Source organism: Stappia sp. ES.058 (assembly GCF_900105595.1).
In the GTDB taxonomy this organism is placed as follows: Bacteria; Pseudomonadota; Alphaproteobacteria; order Rhizobiales; family Stappiaceae; genus Stappia.
On the sequence record NZ_LT629784.1, the window covers coordinates 2,481,607 to 2,502,801 of the forward strand.

Consider the following 21,195-nt stretch of genomic DNA (forward strand, 5'->3'; position numbering starts at 1 on the left):
CGGCCCACGCCCCCTGTTCAAGCGCGCTCTTCCTGCGTATGGTCCGCGAACTCGGCAACCAACAGAAACGACGGATGGTCACGATGGCGGATGGTGTCGTCCCCCACTTTCAAAACGACACCGGTCTCGAACGCATCGAGATCGGCGCGAAGGAATTCCAGTGCATCGGCGCCAGGCCGCCCTTCGATCACCCGCATGTCTATCTCGACATGGGCGGTGACAGCGAAATCGTCTGTCCCTATTGCTCGACGCTGTACCGCTACAATTCGGCGCTTGGACCGGGCGAGGCCGATCCCGCCGACAGCGTCTGGACGCCCGTTCCCGCCTCGGCTTAAACCGCCGTCCTTCGTGATGAGCCCTCAGCCGACGCGTCATGCAACCGGCGGGGGCCTTTGAAGACACAGCGCAGATGGCCTCCACCCCGCAGGACACTCTTTTCATCGCCGGCGCAGGGATCGGCGGACTGACAGCGGCGATCGCCCTGTCACGCCGCGCCCGGCCGGTCACGGTGCTGGAAGCAGCCCCCGCGCTTGATCCCATCGGCTCCGGGCTGCAATTGTCGCCAAACGCCATACATGTGCTGCGCGGTCTCGGGCTGGAGGAAGCGGTTCGCCGGCAAGCAGTCGCCCCCGAGGCGATCCGCGTAATGTCGGCGCGAACCGGAAAGCCGATTGCCGAAATCCCCCTCGGACAGACCGCCGAGACCCGCTATGGCGCACCCTATCTCGTTATCCACCGGGGCGATCTTCAGCAGGTCCTTCTGAACGCAGCCAGAGCCTCCGCCGGGATCGACCTGCGGCTGTGCACGCGCGTGCGCGACGCCCGCCAGAGCGCGGATGCCGTACAGGTCGAAGTCGAGACCGACGCCGGCATCGATCATCTGAGCGGCGGGGCGCTGATCGGCGCCGACGGCGTGTGGTCGAACGTCCGCCGCCGCGTCATGGATCTGCGCCAGGCCGTCTTCAGCGGACGCACGGCCTACAGGGCGGTCATTCCGATCGAGGCGGTGCCGGCGGCCTGGCGCGAGGCGACCGGTCTTTGGCTCGGCCCTCGCGCCCATGTCGTGCATTACCCTGTTTCCGCGGGCCGGGAGTTCAACATCGTCGCGCTCGTCGCCGAGGACTGGCAGGAGGAAAGCTGGTCCACACCGGCCGACACCGCCGCGCTGCTCGCGCGCTTTGCGTCCTGGCCGGCCGAATGCCGCGACCTGCTCGCCCTGCCCAACCGCTATCTCAAATGGGCGCTGTGCGGCATGGACCCCGGAACGAGCTGGGTGAACGGGCGCTTCGCGCTTCTGGGCGATGCGGCGCACGCCATGCTTCCCTTCGCCGCGCAAGGAGCGGGCATGTCGATCGAGGATGCCGACGCGCTCGCGCGCGCCATCGACACGACCGACCATCTGCCGAATGCGCTCGCCCGCTATCAGGCCACAAGGCAGGACCGGGCCGAGAGCGTGCTGCGCCTCGCGAGGAGCAACGACCGCGTCTATCACATGGCCGGACCTTTGGCGCTCGCGCGCGACACCGTCATGAAGGGACTTGGCGGCGAACGGCTTCTCGCACGCCTCGATTGGCTGTATGGATGGCGCCCGCCCGAAGGCCGGTAAGGCCGGACAAGGCGACCACGCGCGCAACCCGAGAGGCGACGGAATGACAACGCAGACGACCGGTGAAATCGTGACGGCCGGGTTCGTGGTGATCGGTGACGAGATCCTCTCCGGCCGGACCAAGGACAAGAACATCGGCTATCTGGCCGAGTTCCTGACCGCCATCGGCGTGGACCTTTCCGAAGTGCGCATCGTGCCCGACATCGAGGAGCGGATCGTCGAGGCGGTCAATGCCCTGCGCGAACGCTACACCTATGTCTTTACCTCCGGCGGCATCGGCCCGACACACGACGACATCACCGCGGATGCCATCGGAAAGGCTTTTGGCGTCTCCGTCGATCACGATCCGCGCGCGGTGGAGATCCTCACCGCATTCTATCCTAAGGGACAGCTCACCGACGCCCGGTTGCGCATGGCGCGGATCCCGCAGGGCGCGGAGTTGATCGAGAACGCCGTTTCAAAGGCACCGGGCTTTCGCATCGAGAATGTGCATGTCATGGCCGGCGTGCCGGCAGTGATGCAGGCCATGCTCGATTCGATAGGTCCGACGCTGAAGACCGGCCTGAAGATGCATTCGACCGCGATTGACGCCGATGTGCCGGAAAGCCGGATCGCGGGCGCGCTCGGAGCGATCCAGGATGGCCATGACGGCGTGATGATCGGCTCCTATCCGCGCTCGAACGATGGCCGTTTCTCGACCCAGATCGTTGTGCGCTCACGCGACATCGCTGCCATGGAGGCGGCCGCGGAGGCGATCCGCGCCGCGGTGGCCGCCCATGTTTCCACCTGACACAATCCCTGCGAACAGGACCCGACCCTGATGGAAAACCCGCAACAGCCGAAAGCCTTTCCCGTCTCCTGGGACCAGTTCCACCGCGACAGCCGCGCGCTTGCATGGCGTCTGTCGGGCCAGGGCACCTGGGAGGCCATCGTCTGCATCACCCGCGGCGGCCTCGTGCCGGCCGCCATCGTTGCGCGCGAGCTTGGCATCCGCATGATCGAGACCGTGTGCATCGCCTCCTATCACGACTACGAGGAACAGGGCGACCTGCAGATCATCAAGACCGTCGGCGAGAGCGTCGTCAACCTGAAGGGCGGCCAGGGCGCCAGCGTGCTCGTGATCGACGATCTGGTCGACACCGGCAAGACGGCGCGGGTCGTGCGCGACATGCTGCCGGATGCGCATTTCGCCACTGTCTATGCCAAGCCGATGGGCCGTCCGCTGGTCGACACCTTCGTCACCGAGGTCTCCCAGGACACCTGGATCTATTTTCCCTGGGACATGGGCTGGCAGTTTCAGCCGCCAATCGCCAAGGGCAGCCAGGGCTGAGCGCGCAGGCGCCTCCCCTGCCCGGAACGCAAGGCAGCTGCCCGCTCGCAAAAAAGTGAGTGAACGCCCATATTTCGGCGCAATTTCCAACGCTATAACGGCGTATGGGTATTTTCCGTTCCACTGTGCGGCGCGCGGTCGTGTTCGCACTCCTGCTGCTGGCGTCGGTTCACATCGACGCGGCGGCGGCGCGCGCAACGACGTCAGCCGCGCCTGACCGGCCTGCCGGGAGCGTGGGTGCCCTGTCGAGCGAGGCCCTTGCCGCTGCAACGTCCGACGCTGCCGACGACGCAGACGGCGCGGTCACATCGACGACCTGCCCGCGGGCGGGCGCCTGCGCCGGCTACATCGTGCCCTTCGCACCGCCTCTCCCCGGTCCCGCGCGCGTCCGCGGCCGGCATCTGCAGGTCGTCTGGCAAACACCGACCCCGGTTGCGGCCGGGCGGCTGACGCCGCCTCCGCGCTGAACGCGCCCGACACCGGTACCGCAGATCGTCCCGCCGCCGCACGAACCGCCGGCCGCAATGCTTTTCTCATGACATGCGACACACAATGACAAACACCGCTGCCCCTTCTTCAACCGTCCTCACGCGCCGCGCCCTGATCACCGGGGCCGCCGGACTGGCTTTGGCCGGTTGCACGAGCGGAACGGCCCGGCGTCCGGTACCCGCCGCGCCCGCCGTTGGAAGCCGGACCGTGATCGACCCCTACTACCGGGCGATGTATGCGGCGATGCCTCAGGAAAAATTCCCGGTCCCCGCCGTCGATCTGCGCAAGATCGATCCCGTGTACTTTCGTCAGGTCGTGAACTACCCGACGCGCGAACGCGCCGGAACGCTGATCGTCGACACGCCGAACCGGTTTCTCTATCTCGTCATGGAAAATGGACAGGCGCTGCGCTACGGCGTCGGCATCGGCCGGGCGGGCTTTTCGTGGGGCGGGCGCGCGCGGATCGCCTACAAGCGCGCCTGGCCGACCTGGACGCCGCCGGCGGAGATGATCGCGCGCGAGCCGGATCTGGAGAAATACCGCAACGGCATGGAGCCGGGCCTTGAAAACCCGCTGGGAGCACGCGCGCTCTACATCTTCGAGGGCGGGCGCGACACGCTCTACCGGGTGCACGGCACGCTGGAGGAATGGTCGATCGGAAAGGCGGTGTCGTCGGGCTGCGTTCGCCTGCTCAATCAGGACGTGATCGATCTTGCGTCCCGGGTTCCCAACGACACGCCGATCATCGTGAAACAAGGCCCCGGCGTCGCCTGATCGTGCCCGCACCTCATCAAGGGTCGAGGGCGACAAGGCGCTCGGCGGCGATTTCCGCCGTGTCGACGCGACAACCGAGCGCATAGGCCTCCACGCCCGCCGACCGCGCCGCGTCAAAGGCGGCCGCATAGGCCGGATCGATGTCGCGCGCCAGCGACATCGCGCGGCAATCGGGGCGCTGCACAAGATAGACCATCGCGGCCCGCGCGCCGGAGGCCACCATGTCCGACATCTCCACCAGATGCTTGGCGCCGCGCGCGGTCACCGAATCCGGAAATTCCGCAAGGCCGGCCCTGCGCATGAGATGCACGTTCTTGACCTCGACATAGACGGGCGCGGCGGCCTCGCTTTCAAGCAGGATGTCGATGCGTGAATTGCGCCCGTATTTCACCTCGCGGCGCAGGGTCCCGAAATCCGCAAGCTCCGGGATCAGCCCCGCGCGCAGCGCCTCTTCCACCAGTGCGTTTGGATGCGCCGTGTTGATCCCGACCAGCGCACCGTCCGCCTCGACGATCTCCCAGGAATAGCGCAGCTTGCGCTTCGGATTGTCCGAAAGGGAGAGATAGACGCGCGCTCCCTCCTGCTTCAGTCCCAGCATCGAGCCCGGATTGGCGCAATGGGCGGTGACCTCCTCGCCAGTCTCGTCGAGCACGACATCGGCGAGAAACCGCTTGTAGCGGCGCACGAGCCGGCCGGACACCAGGGCTGTTGGAAAACGCAAGACACAGGCTCCCGAAGGGCAAGAGGGTCAACGCGACCAGAAATCCGGGTCGAGCAGAACGAGGACGGTGAAGAGCTCCAGGCGCCCCATCAGCATGGCGAAGGACAGGATCCATTTGGCGCCATCGGGAAGTGGCGCGAAATTTCCGGTCGGCCCGATGATCGGTCCAAGCCCCGGACCGACGTTTCCCACCGCTGTGGCGGCAGCCGACAAGGCGGTGACCAGATCGAGGTCGAACCCGGCCAGCGCGAGAGTCAGGACGCCGACCGTCCCCATGTAGACCACAAGAAACGCCAGCACCGAGAAGGAGAGCTCCGTCGTCAGCCGCGCCTTGCCGTAGGATTCCGGCAGCACCCGGTTGGGCCTGACCATCCGGCGCAGATGCGCGCGCACGGTGCCGAAAAAGACCAGAAAGCGGAAGATCTTGATACCGCCCGTGGTCGATCCCGTGCAGCCGCCGACGAACTTCAGCAGGAGCACCAGCACGATGACCGGCGCGCCCCAGGTCGTATAGTCGCCGAAGGCGTAGCCGGTGCCGGTCACCACGGAAATCATGTTGAAGGCGGACATACGCAGCGCGTCGCCGAAGGGAACCCGGTGCTGCAGGCCGAGATAGACCGTGACCGCCAGCGCCACGAGCACCACGAACCCGAAGAAGGCGCGCACCTGCGGGTCGCGCCACAGGGCGAGCGGTTCGCCGCGCAGCGCCTGGATCAGGAGCACGAAGGGCAGCGAGCCGATCAGCATGAACACGATGGCGACCCAGGCGGTTGCCGGATTCGTGAAATAGCCGAAGGACAGGTCGTGCGTGGAATAGCCACCTGTCGCGATGGTGGTAAAGGCGTGGTTGACCGCATCGAACACGCTCATGCCCGTAACCCAGTAGGCCAGCGCGCACAGCAGGGTCAGGAACAGGTAGGAAAAGCCGATCAGACGCACGAGTTCGATGGAGCGCGCCACGATCTTTTCGCTGCGGTCGGAACTTTCGGTCTGAAAGAGCTGCATCCCGCCGATCTTGAGGAACGGCAGCAAGACGATGGCCATGACGATGATGCCGACGCCGCCCATCCACTGCATCAGCGAACGCCACACCAGCAGCCCCGGCGGCAGGCCGTCGAGACCGGACAGCACGGTGGACCCCGTCGTGGTGAAACCGGAGACGGCCTCGAACACCGCGTCGGCGTAGCCGATGCCGAGCCACAGGAAGGGCAACGCCCCGAAAGCCGGCAGCGTCATCCAGGACAGCGTCGTCAGCACGAAGGTCTGACGCATGTTCAGCCCCTCGCTGAGCGACCCGCCGACGGCGACGGACAGCAGCAGCCCGATCAGCCCGGTGACCAGCGCCGACATGACGAAGGCCTGCCAGTCGGCATTGCGCGCGGCCACATCCACCATCGCCGGGATCAGCATGGCGGTGGCGAGCCCCACATAGAGGAAGCCGAGAACGTTGAGAACGGGGCGAAGCGAGATCACGTGTCGGGCGTCTTTCGTCGTCTACGATCCATCTGGCGCATCTCGCCGAAACTGTCGCGCCGCCATTGCCATGCACCCTCTTGGCCGGCTTTGACGGACCTTGCAACTGGTGCGGACGGCGGGACTCGAACCCGCATGGCCGGGGCCGAGGGATTTTAAGTCCCTTGTGTCTACCAGTTCCACCACGTCCGCGCATGTTCTGGGTACCTGCCCGCGCGCGGGCGCGCAAGAGGCATCGACCAGAGCCTGCTTCCACGCGAACGCGACCGGCTCAGGCGGCGGAATCCCCGTTGCACCGTGGAAAGCGCATTGCACCCGTGGACCGCGCGTTTTATGGCTATAATTCAGTTCAGGACACGCACGGATGCCCGGTGCGGCCCTGTGGACGCGGCGCGCGCCCCCGCGCGTCGGACTGCGATCCATGGCGCGACGGGCGATCCCTCATGCACACGGAAACCCGATGGTCACATACATTGATGCCGACACGGCTCCACTGAAGAACACCGGGCAGATCCGCCTGTACGGCCCCGAGGATTTCAAGGCCATGCACCGGGCGGGTCAGCTCACGGCCCGCTGCCTGGATGGCCTCGCCGACAGGATCAGGCCGGGTACGACGACCCAGGAGATCGACGACTTCGTTTTCGCCTTCGGCGAGGAGCACAATGCGGTTCCGGCAACGCTGAACTATCGCGGCTACACAAAGTCGAGCTGCACCTCGATCAATCACGTCGTGTGCCACGGCATTCCGAACGAAAAGCCCCTGAAGGACGGCGACATCGTCAACATCGACGTCACCTTCATTCTCGATGGCTGGCACGGCGATTCCAGCCGCATGTACACGGTCGGGCGTCCCAAGCGCGCGGCCGAGCGCCTGATCGAGGTGACCTATCAGTCGCTGTTGCGCGGCATCGAGGCCGCCCGTCCGGGCAACACCACAGGCGACATCGGCGCGGCGATCCAGTCCTATGTCGAGGCCGAGCGCTGTTCGGTGGTGCGGGATTTCTGCGGTCACGGCGTCGGACGCCTGTTTCACGACACGCCCAACATCCTGCACTACGGTCGCCCCGGCGAAGGCATCGAGCTGAAGCCCGGCATGATCTTCACCATCGAACCGATGGTCAATCTGGGCCGGCCTCATGTGAAGGTGCTGTCGGATGGCTGGACCGCCGTGACCCGGGACCGGTCGCTGTCGGCACAGTTCGAGCATTCAATCGGCATTACAGAGGACGGACACGAGATCTTCACGCTGTCGCCGGCCGGGCTCGACAATCCCGCCGCGCACATCCCCTCCTGACAGCGCGAAAGGGGCGCGCAGATGAGCCAGGACAGCAACGGATTTTCCGACGCCGGCTCCACCCCGCATTTCCACGGGCATCGCGACCGCCTTCGCCAGCGCTTTCGCGACGGCGGACACGAGGCGCTTCAGGACTATGAGCTTCTGGAACTCCTTCTGTTTTCTCCGATCAAGCGGGCCGACACCAAACCCATCGCAAAGGCCCTGATCGCGCGCTTCGGTTCCTTTGCGGAAGTTCTTGCGGCTCCGCCGGCGCGGCTCAAGGAGGTGCGCGGGGTCGGCGACCGGGTCGTGGTCGAAATGAAGCTCGCCCATGCGGTCGCGCAACGGTTCCTGCGCGGTCAGGTGCAGGGCAAGCAGATCCTCTCCTCCTGGTCGGCGGTTCTGGACTATGTCCGCACCGCCATGGCCTACTCGGACCGGGAGGAGTTCCGGATCCTCTTTCTGGACAAGAAGAATGCCCTGATCGCCGACGAGGTGCAGCAGCGCGGAACCATCGACCACACACCGGTCTATCCGCGCGAGGTCATGAAACGGGCGCTGGAGCTCTCCGCCAGCGCCATCGTTCTCGTTCACAATCACCCCTCCGGCGATCCGACGCCCTCGCGCGCCGACATCCAGATGACAAACCAGATCGCCGAAATCGCCAAGCCGCTCGGTATCGCGCTGCACGATCACATCATCGTCGGTCGCGACGGCCACGTCAGCTTCCGCGGACTTCAGCTGATCGCCTGACGCAAGAGTGTGTCGACGCTCACATACACCGCTTGTTCGCATAAACGAAGCTTGTAAACAAAGGTAGTTTCGCGCCAGCTCTTCGTATCGGCCGCAACCCGGCAAAAGCGCGTTATCGATCTCAAGATTCGTTCGATGGCATTCCAGCCTGGAGAACGCCCATCAAAATAGTAATACCTGAAATTAGAATTACAAAAAGCTGATTTTGAAATACTATTTTTATCGACAGCAAAATATTTGAACATCTTATCTTCATTTTGAGCTTTCCGCATCAATTTTTAGCGACACGACTCACTAAAAGCGTTACAATTGAACGATAAATAACAAATATTCGGTTGTTTTATTGAGAAAAGAAATGTCACATCAAGAAGATAGTCTGGAAGCAGAGTATCAAGAATCTCATGCGCCGAAGTCACCACACGGTCGGACAATAATGCCCGATCCAGCAGGCATGGAACGAGCATTGCGAAAGTATGCAATGCCCGCAAATTTGCTGATACCAATCGCGGCAGCAAACCGCGAAGCTTTGTATACGTATGTGGGAAAAGACACCACCGAACTAGCCGGAACCAGCCGTGGAAACGCGTTGATTGTTCGATGCGAATGTGGACCGGATAGATCCAACCTAAGTGTCTGGAGACATGTCAAAGCATCTGTGCTCAATACAGAGTACCAATTGTGGGTCAGGCCCGGCTACAACAGCTATCGAAGAGCCTACAGGTTGGCATTTCCGGACGAGTACATCGACGGTCTGGTCATTCATCACATTATGAACCGCCGTTATGCGGCAGCGCATGGTTTTGAATACGTGCGCGTGACTCCTATTTCCAGATCAAGCAATTCCAGTAGCGGATTTTCCGAAAACTGGGGCGTCGAACTGACCAAGCAGGGCGTTCTCCGCTCACGAAAAGGTACTGAGCAGATTGGCTATGCCGACCTTTCCCATCTGATGTCTATGCTCGACATGCGTGTCGGCGGTGGCGTAATGGAACAAGTCAGGCTCGCGGCAGAACTTTTACAACCAGAATAACTTGGATCTTGCAGGGCCCATAAAAACCGCTTCTTCAGTATCGAACGTGGCTCCGCCAGTTTGCCCTTCCGCAACCGCCGCCCGCCCCCCTCTGTTCAATGGGTCCAGCTTTTGAGCTGCGCACCAATCGCCGGCGATATTTCTTTCCTCCTTTTTCCACGGAATCCTTTGCCATTTCGTGGCTGTCATTGTCCAAGCGTTGACACTGCTAGATAGGTTCACAATCACCCCTCCGGCGATCCGACGCCCTCGCGCGCCGACATCCAGATGACAAACCAGATCGCCGGGATCGCCAAGCCGCTCGGTATCGCGCTGCACGATCACATCATCGTCGGTCGCGACGGCCACGTCAGCTTCCGCGGACTTCAGCTGATCGCCTGACGAAACGCCCTTGCGCGCCAACACGACGCCTGTGGCATTTCGTCCGGGAATGCAGTCGATCCGCTGTCCGCCGCACTGCGTAATCTCCCTGAAACAATCAAGGAGACTGTCATGCTGTCACGCGTTGGACTGGCGATGGTGCTGACCGCAGCACTCGCACCGGCGGCGGCCGCGCAGGACACGCGCACCGCCCACGATTTCTCCCTCACCGCGATCGACGGCACGCCCTTGCCGCTTTCCGCCTACAAGGGCAAGACGGTGCTGGTGGTGAACACGGCCTCGCGCTGCAGTTTCACCCAGCAATATGCCCCCTTGCAGGCGCTTTACGAGGAGCACCGCGACAAGGGCCTTGTCGTGATCGGCGTGCCCTCGAACGATTTCGGAAGTCAGGAACCGGGAACGGAAGCCGACATCGAGGACTTCACCCAGTCGGCCTACCGGGTCGATTTTCCCCTGACCAACAAGACCACCGTGGTCGGCGCCAATGCGACGCCCTTCTACAAGTGGGCGAGCGAACAGGCCGGACCGCTCGGCAAGCCGCGCTGGAACTTCCACAAATATCTGATCGGCCCCGACGGGAATCTGATCGACTGGTACACGCCAATGACCTCGCCCGATTCGTCGAAGCTGCGCGACGCGATTGTGCGAAGCCTTGCTGGAAGCGGGGCTTGGTGACGAACGCCCCCGCGATCACCGTCTTTCACGATGGCGACTGCCCGGTCTGTCGCGCCGAGATCCGCTTCTACTCCCGCATCGACAGGTCGGGGGCAATCGACTGGCGCGACATCACCCGCCTGAGCGACGACGAGCTTCCCGACGGCAAATCGCGGGACGACCTCCTCGGCCGGTTTCACGTCCAGGACCGCGACGGAAGCTGGCACATCGGCGTTGGCGCCTTCGCCCGGATCTGGCGCGCCCTCCCCGGATTCCGGCATTTCGCCTGGGTGTTTTCGGTTCCAGGCATCAGGCAACTCGCCGAAGTCGGCTATCGCGGGTTCCTCGCCTGGCAACAGCGCAACCGACGGGCCCGCGCGGCCAAAGAGCAAAGCCGCCACGCCGCGTAACACCATCCGTCAGACGGCGCAGCGCGCACAAGATCGGCTCCGCCCATGAAGATGCGCAGGAAGTGCGACCTTCCCAGCAAGAAATGCGCGGCATGCGGACGCCCGTTTGTATGGCGACGCAAATGGAAAGCCGTCTGGTCGCAGGTGAAGTTCTGTTCCGAACGGTGCCGCAAGTCGGGCGACGAAGGCGCCCGGCCGCGCCGCACCGACCGGCCCGGGCCATCGCCCGGCGCGAAACGATCCAACGACTCGTTGGCTTGCGAATCACCCGGGATCAGACACAATCGTTGACGCGCCTTAACCAAACTTCGATGCGATTTATTAAATTGACTGTGCAAACGTTGTCCGCTCCAGAAGAGGCATAGATGGCAATAAACAGGACGGACAACGGCGCGAGACTTGCAAATGCGATCCTGTTCCCCGTGGTGGGACTGGTGTTGCTTGCAATCGCGTTTTCCGTTGCCCTGATTGCCTATACATCCCAATCGGCCGACCATGCGGCGATGGACAGCGAGCGCCGACTGTTGCGCGGCAGCACCGATCTCCAGCTTGCACTCCTGGCGAAAGAGCAGGAAGGCGCCGCAGTCTGGGATCTCGCCGATTATTATACGCGCCCGTCGAGCGTCAACACCCAGTGGCTCGATGCCAATCTGGGTCACTGGCTCTACGCCAACCATGGCCACGACCAGACAGTCATCGTCGGCGAAACGGGGGAAGCGATCTACAACGCCGTGAAAGGCCAGCAGATTTCCCCTCGCGAAAGCCAAGCGCTGATTTCCGGCATCTGGCCGTTGATTGCCCGGACGCGCGCGAAATTCATCAACAAGTTCAAGCCGCTTCCCTCCGGCCTTTTCGTGATCGAACGACCGCTCAACGGATTCACGCGCTCGATCCACGAAACCGGCTTCGCGCTCCATGAGGGCGATCTCGCCTTTGTGTCCGTGACCGCCATCTCGCCCGAACTCAAGCAGTTCGTGGCAAACCGAAGGCCGCCCGCCGTTCTGGTCAGCGTGAAGAAACTGGAGGATACGAGACTGTCCGCTCTCGCGGCCCGCTCCGGCGTCAGCGACCTGCGTACAAGGCCGGCCTCTGCCAAGGCCGAGGCCGCTGCGACCTTCGATCTGACCTCGCCGCTCGGCGCACCGATCGGCTCTCTCGCATGGACGGCGAACAAGCCGGGCTCAAGGATCCTGTCCGGCGTCAGCCCGGTGCTGTTCCTCCTCGCCGCTTTGATCGCCGGCCTGACCGGCGTTGTGCTGTTTTACACGCGTCACAACACCCGCCGCCTTGCCGAGAGCGAAGCGCGGGCCCAGCATGCCGCCCTGCACGACAGCCTGACCGGGCTCTCCAACAGGGACTTCTTTGCCGACCGCTTCCGCCGGGAACTGGCGAACTGGGATGCCCGAAAGGGCCTGATCGGGGTCATTTACATCGATCTCGATCACTTCAAGGATATCAACGATACCCTTGGCCACGCGGCGGGCGATGAAGTGATCCGCGAGGCCGCCCGGCGCCTGCGGGTGCTCGTTCCCGACGACGCCACACTCGCCCGCATCAGCGGCGACGAATTCGCGCTGCTTCTCCCCGGCTACGCGTCGCGCGCATCGATCGAGCACATGCTTCGCCGGATCCAGGACCGCTTCGCCATCCCGATGTACGTCAGCGGAACCCACCTGCACGTCAGCCTCAGTGTCGGCGCCGCGATAGCCCCGGAAGACAGCCTGTCGATGGGCGAACTTCTGCGCAAGGCGGATATCGCCCTTTACTCAGCGAAACGCGGGGGTCGGGGTCGCTGGGCGTTCTTCGACATCAGCATGGAAGAACATGTCCGCACACGCGAGAACCTCGCGCACGCCCTGCGCGATGCGATCGGTAAGGATCTGCTCCACGTCGTCTATCAGCCGCAGACCACCATCGACGGCGCGACCGTGCTGTCGGTCGAGGCCCTGCTGCGCTGGACCGATCCGGAAATGGGGCCGGTGAGCCCGAGCATTTTTGTTCCGATCGCCGAAGAAATCGGACTGATCAACGAACTTGGCCTTTATGTGTTGCGCAAGGCCTGCGAGGACGCCGCCGCGTGGCCGCATCTGGGGCTCGCAGTCAATGTGTCGCCGAGCCAGTTCCGGCATCCACGCTTCATCGACGATCTGCGCGAAACGCTCGAGGCCTGCAACTTCGAACCGTCCCGGCTGGAAATAGAAGTCACGGAAACGGTCTTCGCGGACAACGACTGCAACATCCTGTCCACGCTCAAGCAGGTGCAGGAGATGGGCGTCCGGGTGGCGCTGGACGATTTTGGCATCGGATACTCGAGTCTCAGCTACCTGCGCCGCTTCCCGTTCGACACGCTCAAGATCGACCGCAGCTTCATTGCCGACCTTGACGTCGCGCCGCATGCCCACTCGATCCTGTCCACGATCATCGATCTTGGAGATGCGCTCGGCATGAAGGTCGTGGCCGAGGGTATCGAGACGCGCCAGCAAGCCTCGATCCTGCAACGCACGAATTGCGACCGTCTGCAGGGGTTCTACCTGTCCCGTCCGGTCGCGCCGGACAACGTCCCCGCAACCGAGGCGCGCCTTGCCGCCGACCGGGAACCGGCAGCGGCAATCTCCCTGTCCGCCTAGATTACGAGCGCATCGTCGCAGCGCGCCGTCCGCGGGCCGCAACCGGACCTGATTCGAGCCGGGGCAGTTGCCAGCGATCCGAGCAATCCGTAACGTCTGACGCCATTGATTTTCATCATCGGATTGCGCGCCGTGCCTGTCCCAAACGTCGTTCACCAGACCATCCGTTGCCGCACCGCCCTCACCCCGGCCCTTCAACGGAACATCGCTACGCTGAAGGCGTTCAATCCCGACTGGGAGCACCGTCTCTACGACGACAACGACGTGCGGGACGTCATCCTGAGAACCTGCGGCAGGGTGCGCCTCGCGCTCTTCGACCGCATCCACGACGACTACGGCGCGGCGAAGGCGGACATCTTTCGCTACGTGCGGCTTTACGAATGCGGCGGCGTTTATCTCGACATCAAATCGACTGTCCGCGGCCCCTTGCGGGAGATCCTCAAGGAGGACGACGCCTTCCTGCTGTCGACATGGGATGATGCGCCAGGATCCGCTCTATCGCGGCTGGGGGCACTGGCCCGACCACGGCATTGAGCGGGAATTCCAACAGTGGCACATCGTCTGCGCGCCGCGTCATCCCTTTCTCAAGGCCGTGATCGACTGCGTGTGGCATAATCTAGAGACCTATCACCCGGTGCGCTGCGGGGTCGGCTTCATCCCCACCATCGTTGCCACAGGCGCCATAGCCTATACGCGCGCGATCGAGGAGATCCGCACACACCACCCGCATCGCGTGGTGAAAGCCGCCGCGCTCGGGCTGGTCTATTCGATCTTCGACACGGGCGAGCACGGACGCGACGTTCCCGACAGCAGCGGCTACAGGGACAGCTTGCAGTCCCTGCTGCGCGGACTGGGGGTCGCCGACGAGCATATGGCTGCGTACGGGCGCTTTCGCAAAAATTCAGCGGGTTTCGATAAGCCTGAGCCTTTCGCGCAGCACCCGATCGAGCGCGGCAATCGCGGAAAACGGGCCGCCGGCCTCGGCCAGTGCGGCCGGGATATCGCAGGCGCCGTGGCCGACGCTGCCAAACCGGCGGCGGATGGCATCGTCCACCCAATGCCGTTCCTGCATGGTGCGCCGCGCCGCCAGTCGACCGCTGCCTTGCGCCTGCAAGCCGAAGGCATCACAGGCGCGAACGAGACCGTCGAGCCCCTCGCCGCTGGTCGCAGAGACTGTCAGAACCTCGGGAACGCGGTCGCTGTCGACCGGGCGGGCCAGCGACAGCGCGCCGGCGACATCGGCCTGCGCACGCCGCGCGAGCGCGCCCATGTCCGCCTTGGTGACCGCAACGAGATCGGGCAGCTCCATTACCCCGGCCTTCATGAACTGCAGGCTGTCGCCGGAGCCGGGCTGGATGCACAAAACCAGCGTGTCGACCGCATGGACAACGTCGGATTCCGACTGGCCGATACCAACCGATTCCACGATCACCCGGTCCATCACCGCGCGCATCAAGACCACGGCGGCAATCGCATGATCGGACAGTCCGCCAAGCCGGTCGCGCGCGGCCATCGAGCGCACAAAAATGCCGGGATCACCCGGGTCCGTGCTCAGCCGGGTGCGATCGCCGAGAAGCGCGCCGCCGGTCACCTGGGACGACGGATCGACGGCGATCACGCCAACCGTCTCGCCCCGGGTCCTGTAGGCACGGATCAACGCGTTGGTGAGCGTCGACTTGCCGACCCCCGGCGGGCCGGTCAGGCCCAGCACCTGCGCCCTTCCCTCGCGCGTGGCAAGGTCCAGGAACCGGGTCAGGGCGTCGCTGTCGGCCTGCGTCTCGACCGCCGAAATCGCGCGCGACAGCGCGGCTTTCCCGCCCTGGCGCAACTGCGAAAGGCTTTCCGGCACACGGGTCATGCCGCCCGGCCGTCCTCCTTCGACGAAGCCTTGAGCGCCGCCTGCGCGGCTGCAAGGCGGGCGATGGGCACGCGGAACGGCGAACAGGACACGTAATCGAGACCGAGCTGCTCACAGAAGGTGATCGAGGCGGGATCGCCGCCGTGCTCGCCGCAGATCCCGAGCTTGATGCCGGGCCGCACGGCGCGGCCGCGCTCCGCACCTATGCTGACCAGTTCGCCGACGCCGTCCTGATCCAGCGTCACGAAGGGATCGCGCTCGATCAGCCCGAGCCGTTGATAGGTGCCGAGGAAGGAGGCCGCGTCGTCGCGCGAGATGCCGAAGGTCGTCTGCGTCAAGTCGTTCGTGCCGAAGGAGAAGAACTCCGCCGCCTCGGCGATTTCGCCGGCCCTGAGTGCTGCGCGCGGCAGCTCGATCATCGTGCCGACCTGATAGTCGACGGTGACGCCCGTCTCGCTGGCGACGGCCTGCGCCATGGCATCGATGCGCGCGCGCACCAGATCAAGCTCCGCGCGCATGCCGACGAGCGGCACCATGATTTCCGGCGTGACCGGCGAACCGGTTTTCTTGCCGGCGGCAACCGCGCCCTCGAAGATGGCGCGCGCCTGCATTTCCGCGATTTCCGGGTAGGTCACCAGCAGCCGGCAGCCGCGATGCCCGAGCATCGGGTTGAACTCGTCAAGATCAAGCGCGCGCTCGCGCAACCGCTCGACGGAGACGCCCATGACCTCGGCCACCTCGGCGATCTCTTCCGCGCTGTGAGGAAGAAACTCGTGCAGCGGCGGGTCGAGCAGACGGATCGTGACCGGAAGGCCCTGCATGATCTCGAACAGCTCGGTGAAGTCGCCGCGCTGCATCGGCAGGAGCTTGTCGAGCGCCTTGCGTCGCCCGGCCTCGGTTTCCGCCAGGATCATCTCGCGGACCGCGAGAATGCGCTCGCCGTCGAAGAACATGTGCTCTGTGCGGCACAGGCCGATGCCCTGCGCCCCGAAACCGCGCGCCGCGCGGGCGTCCGCCGGGGTCTCGGCATTGGTGCGAACCTCCATGCGGCGATGCGCGTCCGCCCATTCCATCAGCCGGGCGAACTCGCCCGACATTTCCGGCTGCAGCATGGCGACGTCGCCGACGAGAACCTGTCCGCTGGTGCCGTCGATGGTGATCCGGTCGCCCTTGGCGAGCTTGCGGCCGGCAACCGTCAGCGTCCCGGAGCGGTAGTCGATCCTGAGCGATCCGGCGCCCGAGACGCAAGGCTTGCCCATGCCGCGCGCCACGACCGCCGCATGGCTGGTCATGCCGCCGCGCGTGGTCAGGATGCCTTCGGCGGCATGCATGCCGTGAATGTCTTCCGGGCTGGTTTCCACCCTGACCAGGATGACGGGACGCCCTGCGCCCTTGGCTTCCTCCGCCTCGTCGGAGGAGAAGACGATGTCGCCGGAGGCCGCACCCGGAGAGGCGGGAAGCCCGGTCGCGACGATGTCGCGCTCGGCTGCCGGATCGATCATCGGATGCAGCAGTTGGTCGAGTGCCGCCGGATCGACGCGCATCACGGCTTCCTCGGTGGTGATCAGCCCTTCGTCGGCCATGTCGACGGCGATCTTGAGCGCGGCCTTGGCGGTGCGCTTGCCCGCGCGGGTCTGCAACATCCAGAGACGACCGCGTTCGATGGTGAACTCCAGATCCTGCATGTCGCGGTAGTGGCCCTCGAGCCGGTCGCAGATATCGGTGAACTCCGCGAAGGCGTCCGGCATGGCACGTTCCAGCGACATGGATTCGGAGGCGGCGGCGATGCGTGCGGCTTCCGTCAGATCCTGCGGCGTGCGAATGCCGGCCACGACGTCCTCGCCCTGCGCGTTGATCAGGTATTCGCCGTACAACGCCTTTTCACCGGTCGACGGATTGCGGGTGAAGGCCACGCCCGTGGCGGAAGTCGTGCCCATGTTGCCGAACACCATGGCCTGCACATTGACCGCCGTGCCCCAGGTGTTCGGGATATCGTGCAGGCGCCGATAGGTAATGGCGCGCGCGCTTTCCCAAGACTGGAACACGGCGCTGATCGCCCCCCAGAGCTGTTCATGCGCGTCCTGCGGGAAGGGCTTTTCGAGCTCGTCCTCGACCAGCGCCTTGAAGCTCGCGATGACGATCTGCCAGTCGTCCGCCGTCAGGTCGGTGTCGAGATCATAGGCCTTGGACGTCTTGAACTCCTCAAGGATTTCCTCGAAGGCATGGTGGTCCAGACCCATCACCACGTCGGAATACATCTGGATGAAGCGGCGGTAGCTGTCATAGGCGAAGCGCGGGTCGCCGGACGCCTCGGCAAGGGCCGGAACGGTCGCGTCATTCAGCCCGAGATTGAGAACCGTGTCCATCATCCCCGGCATCGAAACGCGCGCGCCCGACCGCACCGAGACAAGCAGCGGGTTGCGGCTGTCGCCAAAACGCTTGCCGGTGATCCGGCCGATCTCCTCAAGCGCTGTGTCGACCTGGTCGCGCGCGCCGTCGGGGTAATTGTGACCCTGCGCCTCGAAATGGGTGCAAACTTCGGTCGTGATCGTGAAACCGGGCGGAACCGGCAGGCCGAGATTGCTCATCTCCGCGAGATTCGCCCCCTTGCCTCCCAAAAGGTTCTTCATTCCGGCGGCCCCTTCGGCCTTGCCGTCGCCGAAACCATAGACCCATTTGGTCGTCATCGCGCGCAGTTCCCTCTATTGCCGGTACGCCTGCGAACCGTCAGTCGGACGCGGCGCCCGTCCCTACCGGACGCCCCCACTTAAATGATGCAGTGCACGAAACAAAGGGTTTTTGACAAGTCCGCCGGCAGCATCTCGTTGCCGTCCGGCGTCAACGCACCATATCCAGCGACAGTCCGATGCTGCAGACCGCTGCACTGCGCGTGCCGCTTGCGACACGGACACAATAAAGCCATCCTCGGTTAGGTTACTGGTCGCATGACTCGTCTTACAGCGTGCGCAAGCAGGGGAAGCAAGTCTCACATCATGAAGCGATACCCGCCGATTCCGACCGCCCGCCGTCTGCTTCTCGCCGCCGGACTGGGTGTCGCCGTTGCCGTGATGGCAGCGGAACCACTCCTGGCAAAGACCGAATCCCAGCAAAGCGGCACGCAATTCGGCCTGCCGATGACCCTGAGCGGCAGCTACCTGTCAGGGCGTCTCGCGGGACAGAACAATGACCTGGAAAACGCGGCCGCCTTTTTCGGCGAAGCGCTGGAACAGGACCCGGGCAACCCCTATCTGCTCGACCGCACCTTCGTCCTGAAGCTCGCCAACGGCAACCTCGCCGATGCGCTCGCGCTGGCGGAGCGCCTGTCGAGCGAGCAGCCCGATCATTTCATGGCGCAGCTGATGCTCGCCGTGGAAGCGCTTCGCGCGGGAAAGCCGGACCTCACCGAAACCCTGCTCGCCGAGGGCGGGCGCGGGCCGCTTGCCGTCCTCACCTCAGGTCTTGTCGCCGCATGGGCACTCGAGGAGCGCGGCGAGACGGACGCGGCGCTCGCCCGCATCGCCAGCCTGGAAGGTCCTGACTGGTACACGGTTTTCGTCGCCTATCATTCCGCCCTCATCCAGGACCACGCGGGGCGCACCGAGGCGGCGCTGGAAAACCTCAAGGCGGCCTTCGAGGCCGACCGTGGCGCGCTCAGGGTGATCGATGCCTATGCGCGGGCACTCGCCAAGAACGGCAACCCGGACAAGGCATTCGAGATCCTGGATCAATACGACATGATCCTGCCGGACCACCCGGTGCTTGTGCGGACCCGCAAGCTGATTGAAAGCGGTGAGGACATTGGCCGGATCGCCGAAAATGCAAGCACGGGTGCAGCCGAAGTGCTCTATGGCCTGGGTGCGGCACTTGGCCGCGACGGCGGCGAGGAACTGGCCGCCGTCTTCCTCCAGCTCTCGTTGCATCTCGACAATGACGCGGACGTGGCGGCGATCGCGCTTGCCGGCCTGTTCGACCGTCAGCAGAAATTCGAACGCTCGATCACGATTCTCAACGGCGTTCGTCCCGCTTCGCCACTGAAGCGCGACGCCGAGATCCAGATCGGCCTGAACTACAACGCGCTTGAAAAGCTGGACGAGTCCCGCGCCCATCTGTCGGCTCTCGTCGACGAGGATCCCAGCGACCTGGACGCCGTCACGGCTCTTGGCAATGTGCTGCGCTCCCACAAGCTCTTTGCCGAAGCCGATGCGATCTACTCTCGCGGCATCGAGACGATTTCCGATCCGGAACCCAAGCACTGGGCGCTCTTCTACTATCGCGGCATCTGTCGCGAACGCCTGAAGAACTGGGGTCCGGCGGAAGCCGATTTCCGCCAGTCGCTCGAGTTGTCGCCCGAGCAGCCGCTGGTGCTGAACTATCTGGGCTATTCCCTCGTCGATCGGGGGCTGAAACTGGCCGAAGCCCTCGACATGATCCGCAAGGCCGTGGAACTGCGCCCGCGCGATGGCTATATCGTCGACAGCCTCGGCTGGGCCTACTACAAGCTCGGTCGGTATGAGGATGCGGTCGTGGAACTGGAAAAGGCGGTCGCGCTCCGTCCGGAAGACCCGATCATCAACGATCACCTGGGTGACGCCTACTGGCAGGTCGACCGCCGACTGGAGGCCCGCTTCCAGTGGAATCATGCGCGCGACCTCGACCCCGAGCCGGACGATCTGCCGAAGATCCTCGACAAGATCGAGAACGGTCTGCGCGAGGACGGCTCGATCCCGGCCACCACCGTCGGCAAGGAACTGAAAGAAAACGGCGGCTGACGCTCCACGGATGACCGAGACAGCGAGACCCGTCGTTCATGCTCGCCTTGCGCGGGCCAAACTCAACTATGCGCTTCATGTCACCGGTCAGCGCGCCGACGGCTACCATCTCGTCGACAGTCTGGTCGTGTTTCCCGCGATCGGCGACCGGGTCGGCCTCGACCCGGCCGCAACTGTTCCGGGACTGTCGCTTTCCGGCCGCTTTGCCGGCGATCTCGGCCACTCCAACGGCGGCGACAATCTCGTCGTCAAGGCCGCCCGCCGCCTGGCGCATCACCTTGGCCGCGATGCGGACGCCGCGTTGGCGCTGAAAAAGGCGCTGCCCGTCGCCTCGGGGATCGGCGGGGGATCGGCGGATGCCGCCGCCACCATGCGCCTGCTCCGCGACCTGTGGGCGCCGGAGCTCGACGACGAGACCCTGGCCGACCTTGCAGGCGACCTCGGTGCGGACGTGCCCATGTGCCTGCTGTCGAAACCGGCCCGGGTCGAGGGGATCGGAGAAATCGTGACACCGCTTCTTGCCTTTCCCGCACATGCCGTCGTTCTTGCCAATCCCGGCGTCGCGGTGTCGACGCCGGATGTCTTCACGGCCTTGAAGACAAAGACGAACAAGCCCCTTCCCGCGATCCCTCAAGACGGCTTCCGCGACCTTCCCGCCCTGTGCGCCTGGCTGAACAGGACCCGAAACGACCTTGAAGCCCCGGCGCGCGCGCTTGCGCCCGGGATCGGCGACACGCTTGATGCGCTGGCCCGGTGTCCAGGCGTCGAACAGGTGCGCATGTCCGGATCGGGCGCGACCTGTTTTGCGCTTCTGGAGACCGTCGACGCCGCACAGGAGGCCGCGAGAGCCCTGAATGACGCCCATCCCGGCTGGTGGGTCGCGGCGGCCCCGGTCGAGCGGGTCGGCCCGCCCGCAGGGTGACCTTCGTCGCAAATCAACCGCTGCGCGCCGCTTTTCGCTAAGGCGTCGCGACGCGATGCTGACAAGACTGTGAACGACCGGCTATTGGTTCATCCGCGATCCGGCACCGCACCGAAGCCCAC

20 protein-coding genes, 1 tRNA gene and 1 pseudogene are annotated in these 21,195 nt (G+C 64.4%); 17 read left to right on the forward strand and 5 right to left on the reverse strand.

From position 1 onward, the window contains the following. The first annotated feature begins 83 nt into the window (after positions 1-83). The 6 genes from BLU32_RS11550 to BLU32_RS11575 all read left to right on the forward strand — a co-directional run bounded on the left by BLU32_RS11550 (position 84) and on the right by BLU32_RS11575 (position 4,199). Positions 84-335: a zinc-finger domain-containing protein gene (locus BLU32_RS11550; RefSeq protein WP_093810920.1), complete on the forward strand. Its 252-nt coding sequence runs from the start codon at positions 84-86 to the stop codon at positions 333-335. A gap of 74 nt (positions 336-409) precedes the next feature. Then, a complete protein-coding gene (locus BLU32_RS11555) occupies positions 410-1,606 on the forward strand; it encodes an FAD-dependent monooxygenase (RefSeq protein WP_093807109.1) in 1,197 nt (398 codons plus the stop codon). 43 nt (positions 1,607-1,649) lie between these two features. Beyond that, on the forward strand, positions 1,650-2,396 hold the full coding sequence (locus BLU32_RS11560; protein WP_093810922.1) for a molybdopterin-binding protein: 747 nt from the start codon (positions 1,650-1,652) through the stop codon (positions 2,394-2,396). Positions 2,397-2,426: 30 nt separating this feature from the next. Then, positions 2,427-2,936, forward strand: coding sequence for a xanthine phosphoribosyltransferase (gpt, locus tag BLU32_RS11565; RefSeq protein ID WP_093807111.1), 510 nt, complete (start codon positions 2,427-2,429; stop codon positions 2,934-2,936). 140 nt (positions 2,937-3,076) lie between these two features. Next, positions 3,077-3,403 (forward strand): hypothetical protein, encoded by a 327-nt coding sequence (locus BLU32_RS11570; protein ID WP_157727633.1) that lies wholly within the window; start codon positions 3,077-3,079, stop codon positions 3,401-3,403. Between the two features lie 85 nt (positions 3,404-3,488). Further along, positions 3,489-4,199, forward strand: coding sequence for a L,D-transpeptidase (locus BLU32_RS11575; RefSeq protein ID WP_093807115.1), 711 nt, complete (start codon positions 3,489-3,491; stop codon positions 4,197-4,199). 16 nt (positions 4,200-4,215) lie between these two features. On the opposite strand, the gene sfsA is transcribed toward BLU32_RS11575, so the two are convergent. The 3 genes from sfsA to BLU32_RS11590 form a co-directional block, all read right to left on the reverse strand. Then, complete coding sequence (sfsA, locus tag BLU32_RS11580; protein ID WP_093807117.1) at positions 4,216-4,920, reverse strand: DNA/RNA nuclease SfsA; 705 nt, start codon at positions 4,918-4,920, stop codon at positions 4,216-4,218. 27 nt (positions 4,921-4,947) lie between these two features. Next, positions 4,948-6,393, reverse strand: coding sequence for a TrkH family potassium uptake protein (locus BLU32_RS11585; RefSeq protein ID WP_244501687.1), 1,446 nt, complete (start codon positions 6,391-6,393; stop codon positions 4,948-4,950). 107 nt (positions 6,394-6,500) lie between these two features. Then, a tRNA-Leu gene (locus BLU32_RS11590) sits at positions 6,501-6,585 on the reverse strand. Positions 6,586-6,853: 268 nt separating this feature from the next. Between BLU32_RS11590 and map the strand changes: the two genes are divergently transcribed. The 9 genes and pseudogenes from map (at position 6,854) to BLU32_RS11630 (ending at position 14,058) form a co-directional block, all read left to right on the forward strand. Continuing rightward, positions 6,854-7,687 carry a type I methionyl aminopeptidase gene (map, locus tag BLU32_RS11595; RefSeq protein WP_093807119.1) on the forward strand — a complete coding sequence of 278 codons (834 nt, stop codon included), beginning with the start codon at positions 6,854-6,856 and terminating at the stop codon, positions 7,685-7,687. A 21-nt stretch (positions 7,688-7,708) separates the two neighbouring features. Continuing rightward, the gene (gene radC, locus BLU32_RS11600; protein WP_093807121.1) at positions 7,709-8,422 is read left to right on the forward strand and encodes a DNA repair protein RadC; all 714 of its coding nucleotides are present in this window, start codon (positions 7,709-7,711) and stop codon (positions 8,420-8,422) included. A 355-nt stretch (positions 8,423-8,777) separates the two neighbouring features. Next, positions 8,778-9,452 carry a hypothetical protein gene (locus BLU32_RS21810; RefSeq protein ID WP_157727634.1) on the forward strand — a complete coding sequence of 225 codons (675 nt, stop codon included), beginning with the start codon at positions 8,778-8,780 and terminating at the stop codon, positions 9,450-9,452. Positions 9,453-9,668: 216 nt separating this feature from the next. Continuing rightward, positions 9,669-9,833: pseudogene (locus BLU32_RS11605) on the forward strand (JAB domain-containing protein); the annotation flags it as partial. 111 nt (positions 9,834-9,944) lie between these two features. Further along, positions 9,945-10,508, forward strand: coding sequence for a glutathione peroxidase (locus tag BLU32_RS11610; protein ID WP_197673595.1), 564 nt, complete (start codon positions 9,945-9,947; stop codon positions 10,506-10,508). Continuing rightward, positions 10,505-10,897, forward strand: coding sequence for a thiol-disulfide oxidoreductase DCC family protein (locus tag BLU32_RS11615; RefSeq protein ID WP_157727635.1), 393 nt, complete (start codon positions 10,505-10,507; stop codon positions 10,895-10,897). The genes BLU32_RS11610 and BLU32_RS11615 overlap by 4 nt, the downstream gene beginning before the upstream one ends. 51 nt (positions 10,898-10,948) lie before the next feature. Next, positions 10,949-11,188, forward strand: coding sequence for a DUF2256 domain-containing protein (locus tag BLU32_RS22555; protein WP_093810930.1), 240 nt, complete (start codon positions 10,949-10,951; stop codon positions 11,186-11,188). A gap of 74 nt (positions 11,189-11,262) precedes the next feature. Continuing rightward, positions 11,263-13,524 (forward strand): EAL domain-containing protein, encoded by a 2,262-nt coding sequence (locus tag BLU32_RS11625; protein WP_093807125.1) that lies wholly within the window; start codon positions 11,263-11,265, stop codon positions 13,522-13,524. Positions 13,525-13,656: 132 nt separating this feature from the next. Next, positions 13,657-14,058: a glycosyltransferase family 32 protein gene (locus tag BLU32_RS11630; RefSeq protein ID WP_157727636.1), complete on the forward strand. Its 402-nt coding sequence runs from the start codon at positions 13,657-13,659 to the stop codon at positions 14,056-14,058. 367 nt (positions 14,059-14,425) lie between these two features. Here BLU32_RS11630 and meaB read toward each other — a convergent pair whose 3' ends face one another. Both meaB and ppdK read right to left on the reverse strand, forming a co-directional pair. Next, on the reverse strand, positions 14,426-15,382 hold the full coding sequence (gene meaB, locus BLU32_RS11640) for a methylmalonyl Co-A mutase-associated GTPase MeaB (RefSeq protein WP_093807131.1): 957 nt from the start codon (positions 15,380-15,382) through the stop codon (positions 14,426-14,428). After that, positions 15,379-18,069: a pyruvate, phosphate dikinase gene (gene ppdK / locus BLU32_RS11645; RefSeq protein ID WP_093807133.1), complete on the reverse strand. Its 2,691-nt coding sequence runs from the start codon at positions 18,067-18,069 to the stop codon at positions 15,379-15,381. Before ppdK ends, meaB begins: the two co-directional genes overlap by 4 nt. 306 nt (positions 18,070-18,375) lie before the next feature. Between ppdK and BLU32_RS11650 the strand changes: the two genes are divergently transcribed. Both BLU32_RS11650 and BLU32_RS11655 read left to right on the forward strand, forming a co-directional pair. Next, entirely contained in the window at positions 18,376-20,151 is a 1,776-nt protein-coding gene (locus BLU32_RS11650) for a tetratricopeptide repeat protein (RefSeq protein ID WP_197673596.1), read from the forward strand. A gap of 10 nt (positions 20,152-20,161) precedes the next feature. Then, a complete protein-coding gene (locus BLU32_RS11655; protein WP_093807135.1) occupies positions 20,162-21,073 on the forward strand; it encodes a 4-(cytidine 5'-diphospho)-2-C-methyl-D-erythritol kinase in 912 nt (303 codons plus the stop codon). The last annotated feature ends 122 nt before the right edge of the window (positions 21,074-21,195 follow it).

Coding starts and splice junctions, on each gene's coding strand:
- BLU32_RS11550 (WP_093810920.1), top strand. CDS start 84: ATGGCGGATGGTGTCGTCCCCCACTTTCAAAACGACACCGGTCTCGAA.
- BLU32_RS11555 (WP_093807109.1), top strand. CDS start 410: ATGGCCTCCACCCCGCAGGACACTCTTTTCATCGCCGGCGCAGGGATC.
- BLU32_RS11560 (WP_093810922.1), top strand. CDS start 1,650: ATGACAACGCAGACGACCGGTGAAATCGTGACGGCCGGGTTCGTGGTG.
- gpt (WP_093807111.1), top strand. CDS start 2,427: ATGGAAAACCCGCAACAGCCGAAAGCCTTTCCCGTCTCCTGGGACCAG.
- BLU32_RS11575 (WP_093807115.1), top strand. CDS start 3,489: ATGACAAACACCGCTGCCCCTTCTTCAACCGTCCTCACGCGCCGCGCC.
- map (WP_093807119.1), top strand. CDS start 6,854: ATGGTCACATACATTGATGCCGACACGGCTCCACTGAAGAACACCGGG.
- radC (WP_093807121.1), top strand. CDS start 7,709: ATGAGCCAGGACAGCAACGGATTTTCCGACGCCGGCTCCACCCCGCAT.
- BLU32_RS21810 (WP_157727634.1), top strand. CDS start 8,778: ATGTCACATCAAGAAGATAGTCTGGAAGCAGAGTATCAAGAATCTCAT.
- BLU32_RS11610 (WP_197673595.1), top strand. CDS start 9,945: ATGCTGTCACGCGTTGGACTGGCGATGGTGCTGACCGCAGCACTCGCA.
- BLU32_RS22555 (WP_093810930.1), top strand. CDS start 10,949: ATGCGCAGGAAGTGCGACCTTCCCAGCAAGAAATGCGCGGCATGCGGA.
- BLU32_RS11625 (WP_093807125.1), top strand. CDS start 11,263: ATGGCAATAAACAGGACGGACAACGGCGCGAGACTTGCAAATGCGATC.
- meaB (WP_093807131.1), bottom strand. CDS start 15,382: ATGACCCGTGTGCCGGAAAGCCTTTCGCAGTTGCGCCAGGGCGGGAAA.
- ppdK (WP_093807133.1), bottom strand. CDS start 18,069: ATGACGACCAAATGGGTCTATGGTTTCGGCGACGGCAAGGCCGAAGGG.
- BLU32_RS11650 (WP_197673596.1), top strand. CDS start 18,376: ATGAAGCGATACCCGCCGATTCCGACCGCCCGCCGTCTGCTTCTCGCC.
- BLU32_RS11655 (WP_093807135.1), top strand. CDS start 20,162: ATGACCGAGACAGCGAGACCCGTCGTTCATGCTCGCCTTGCGCGGGCC.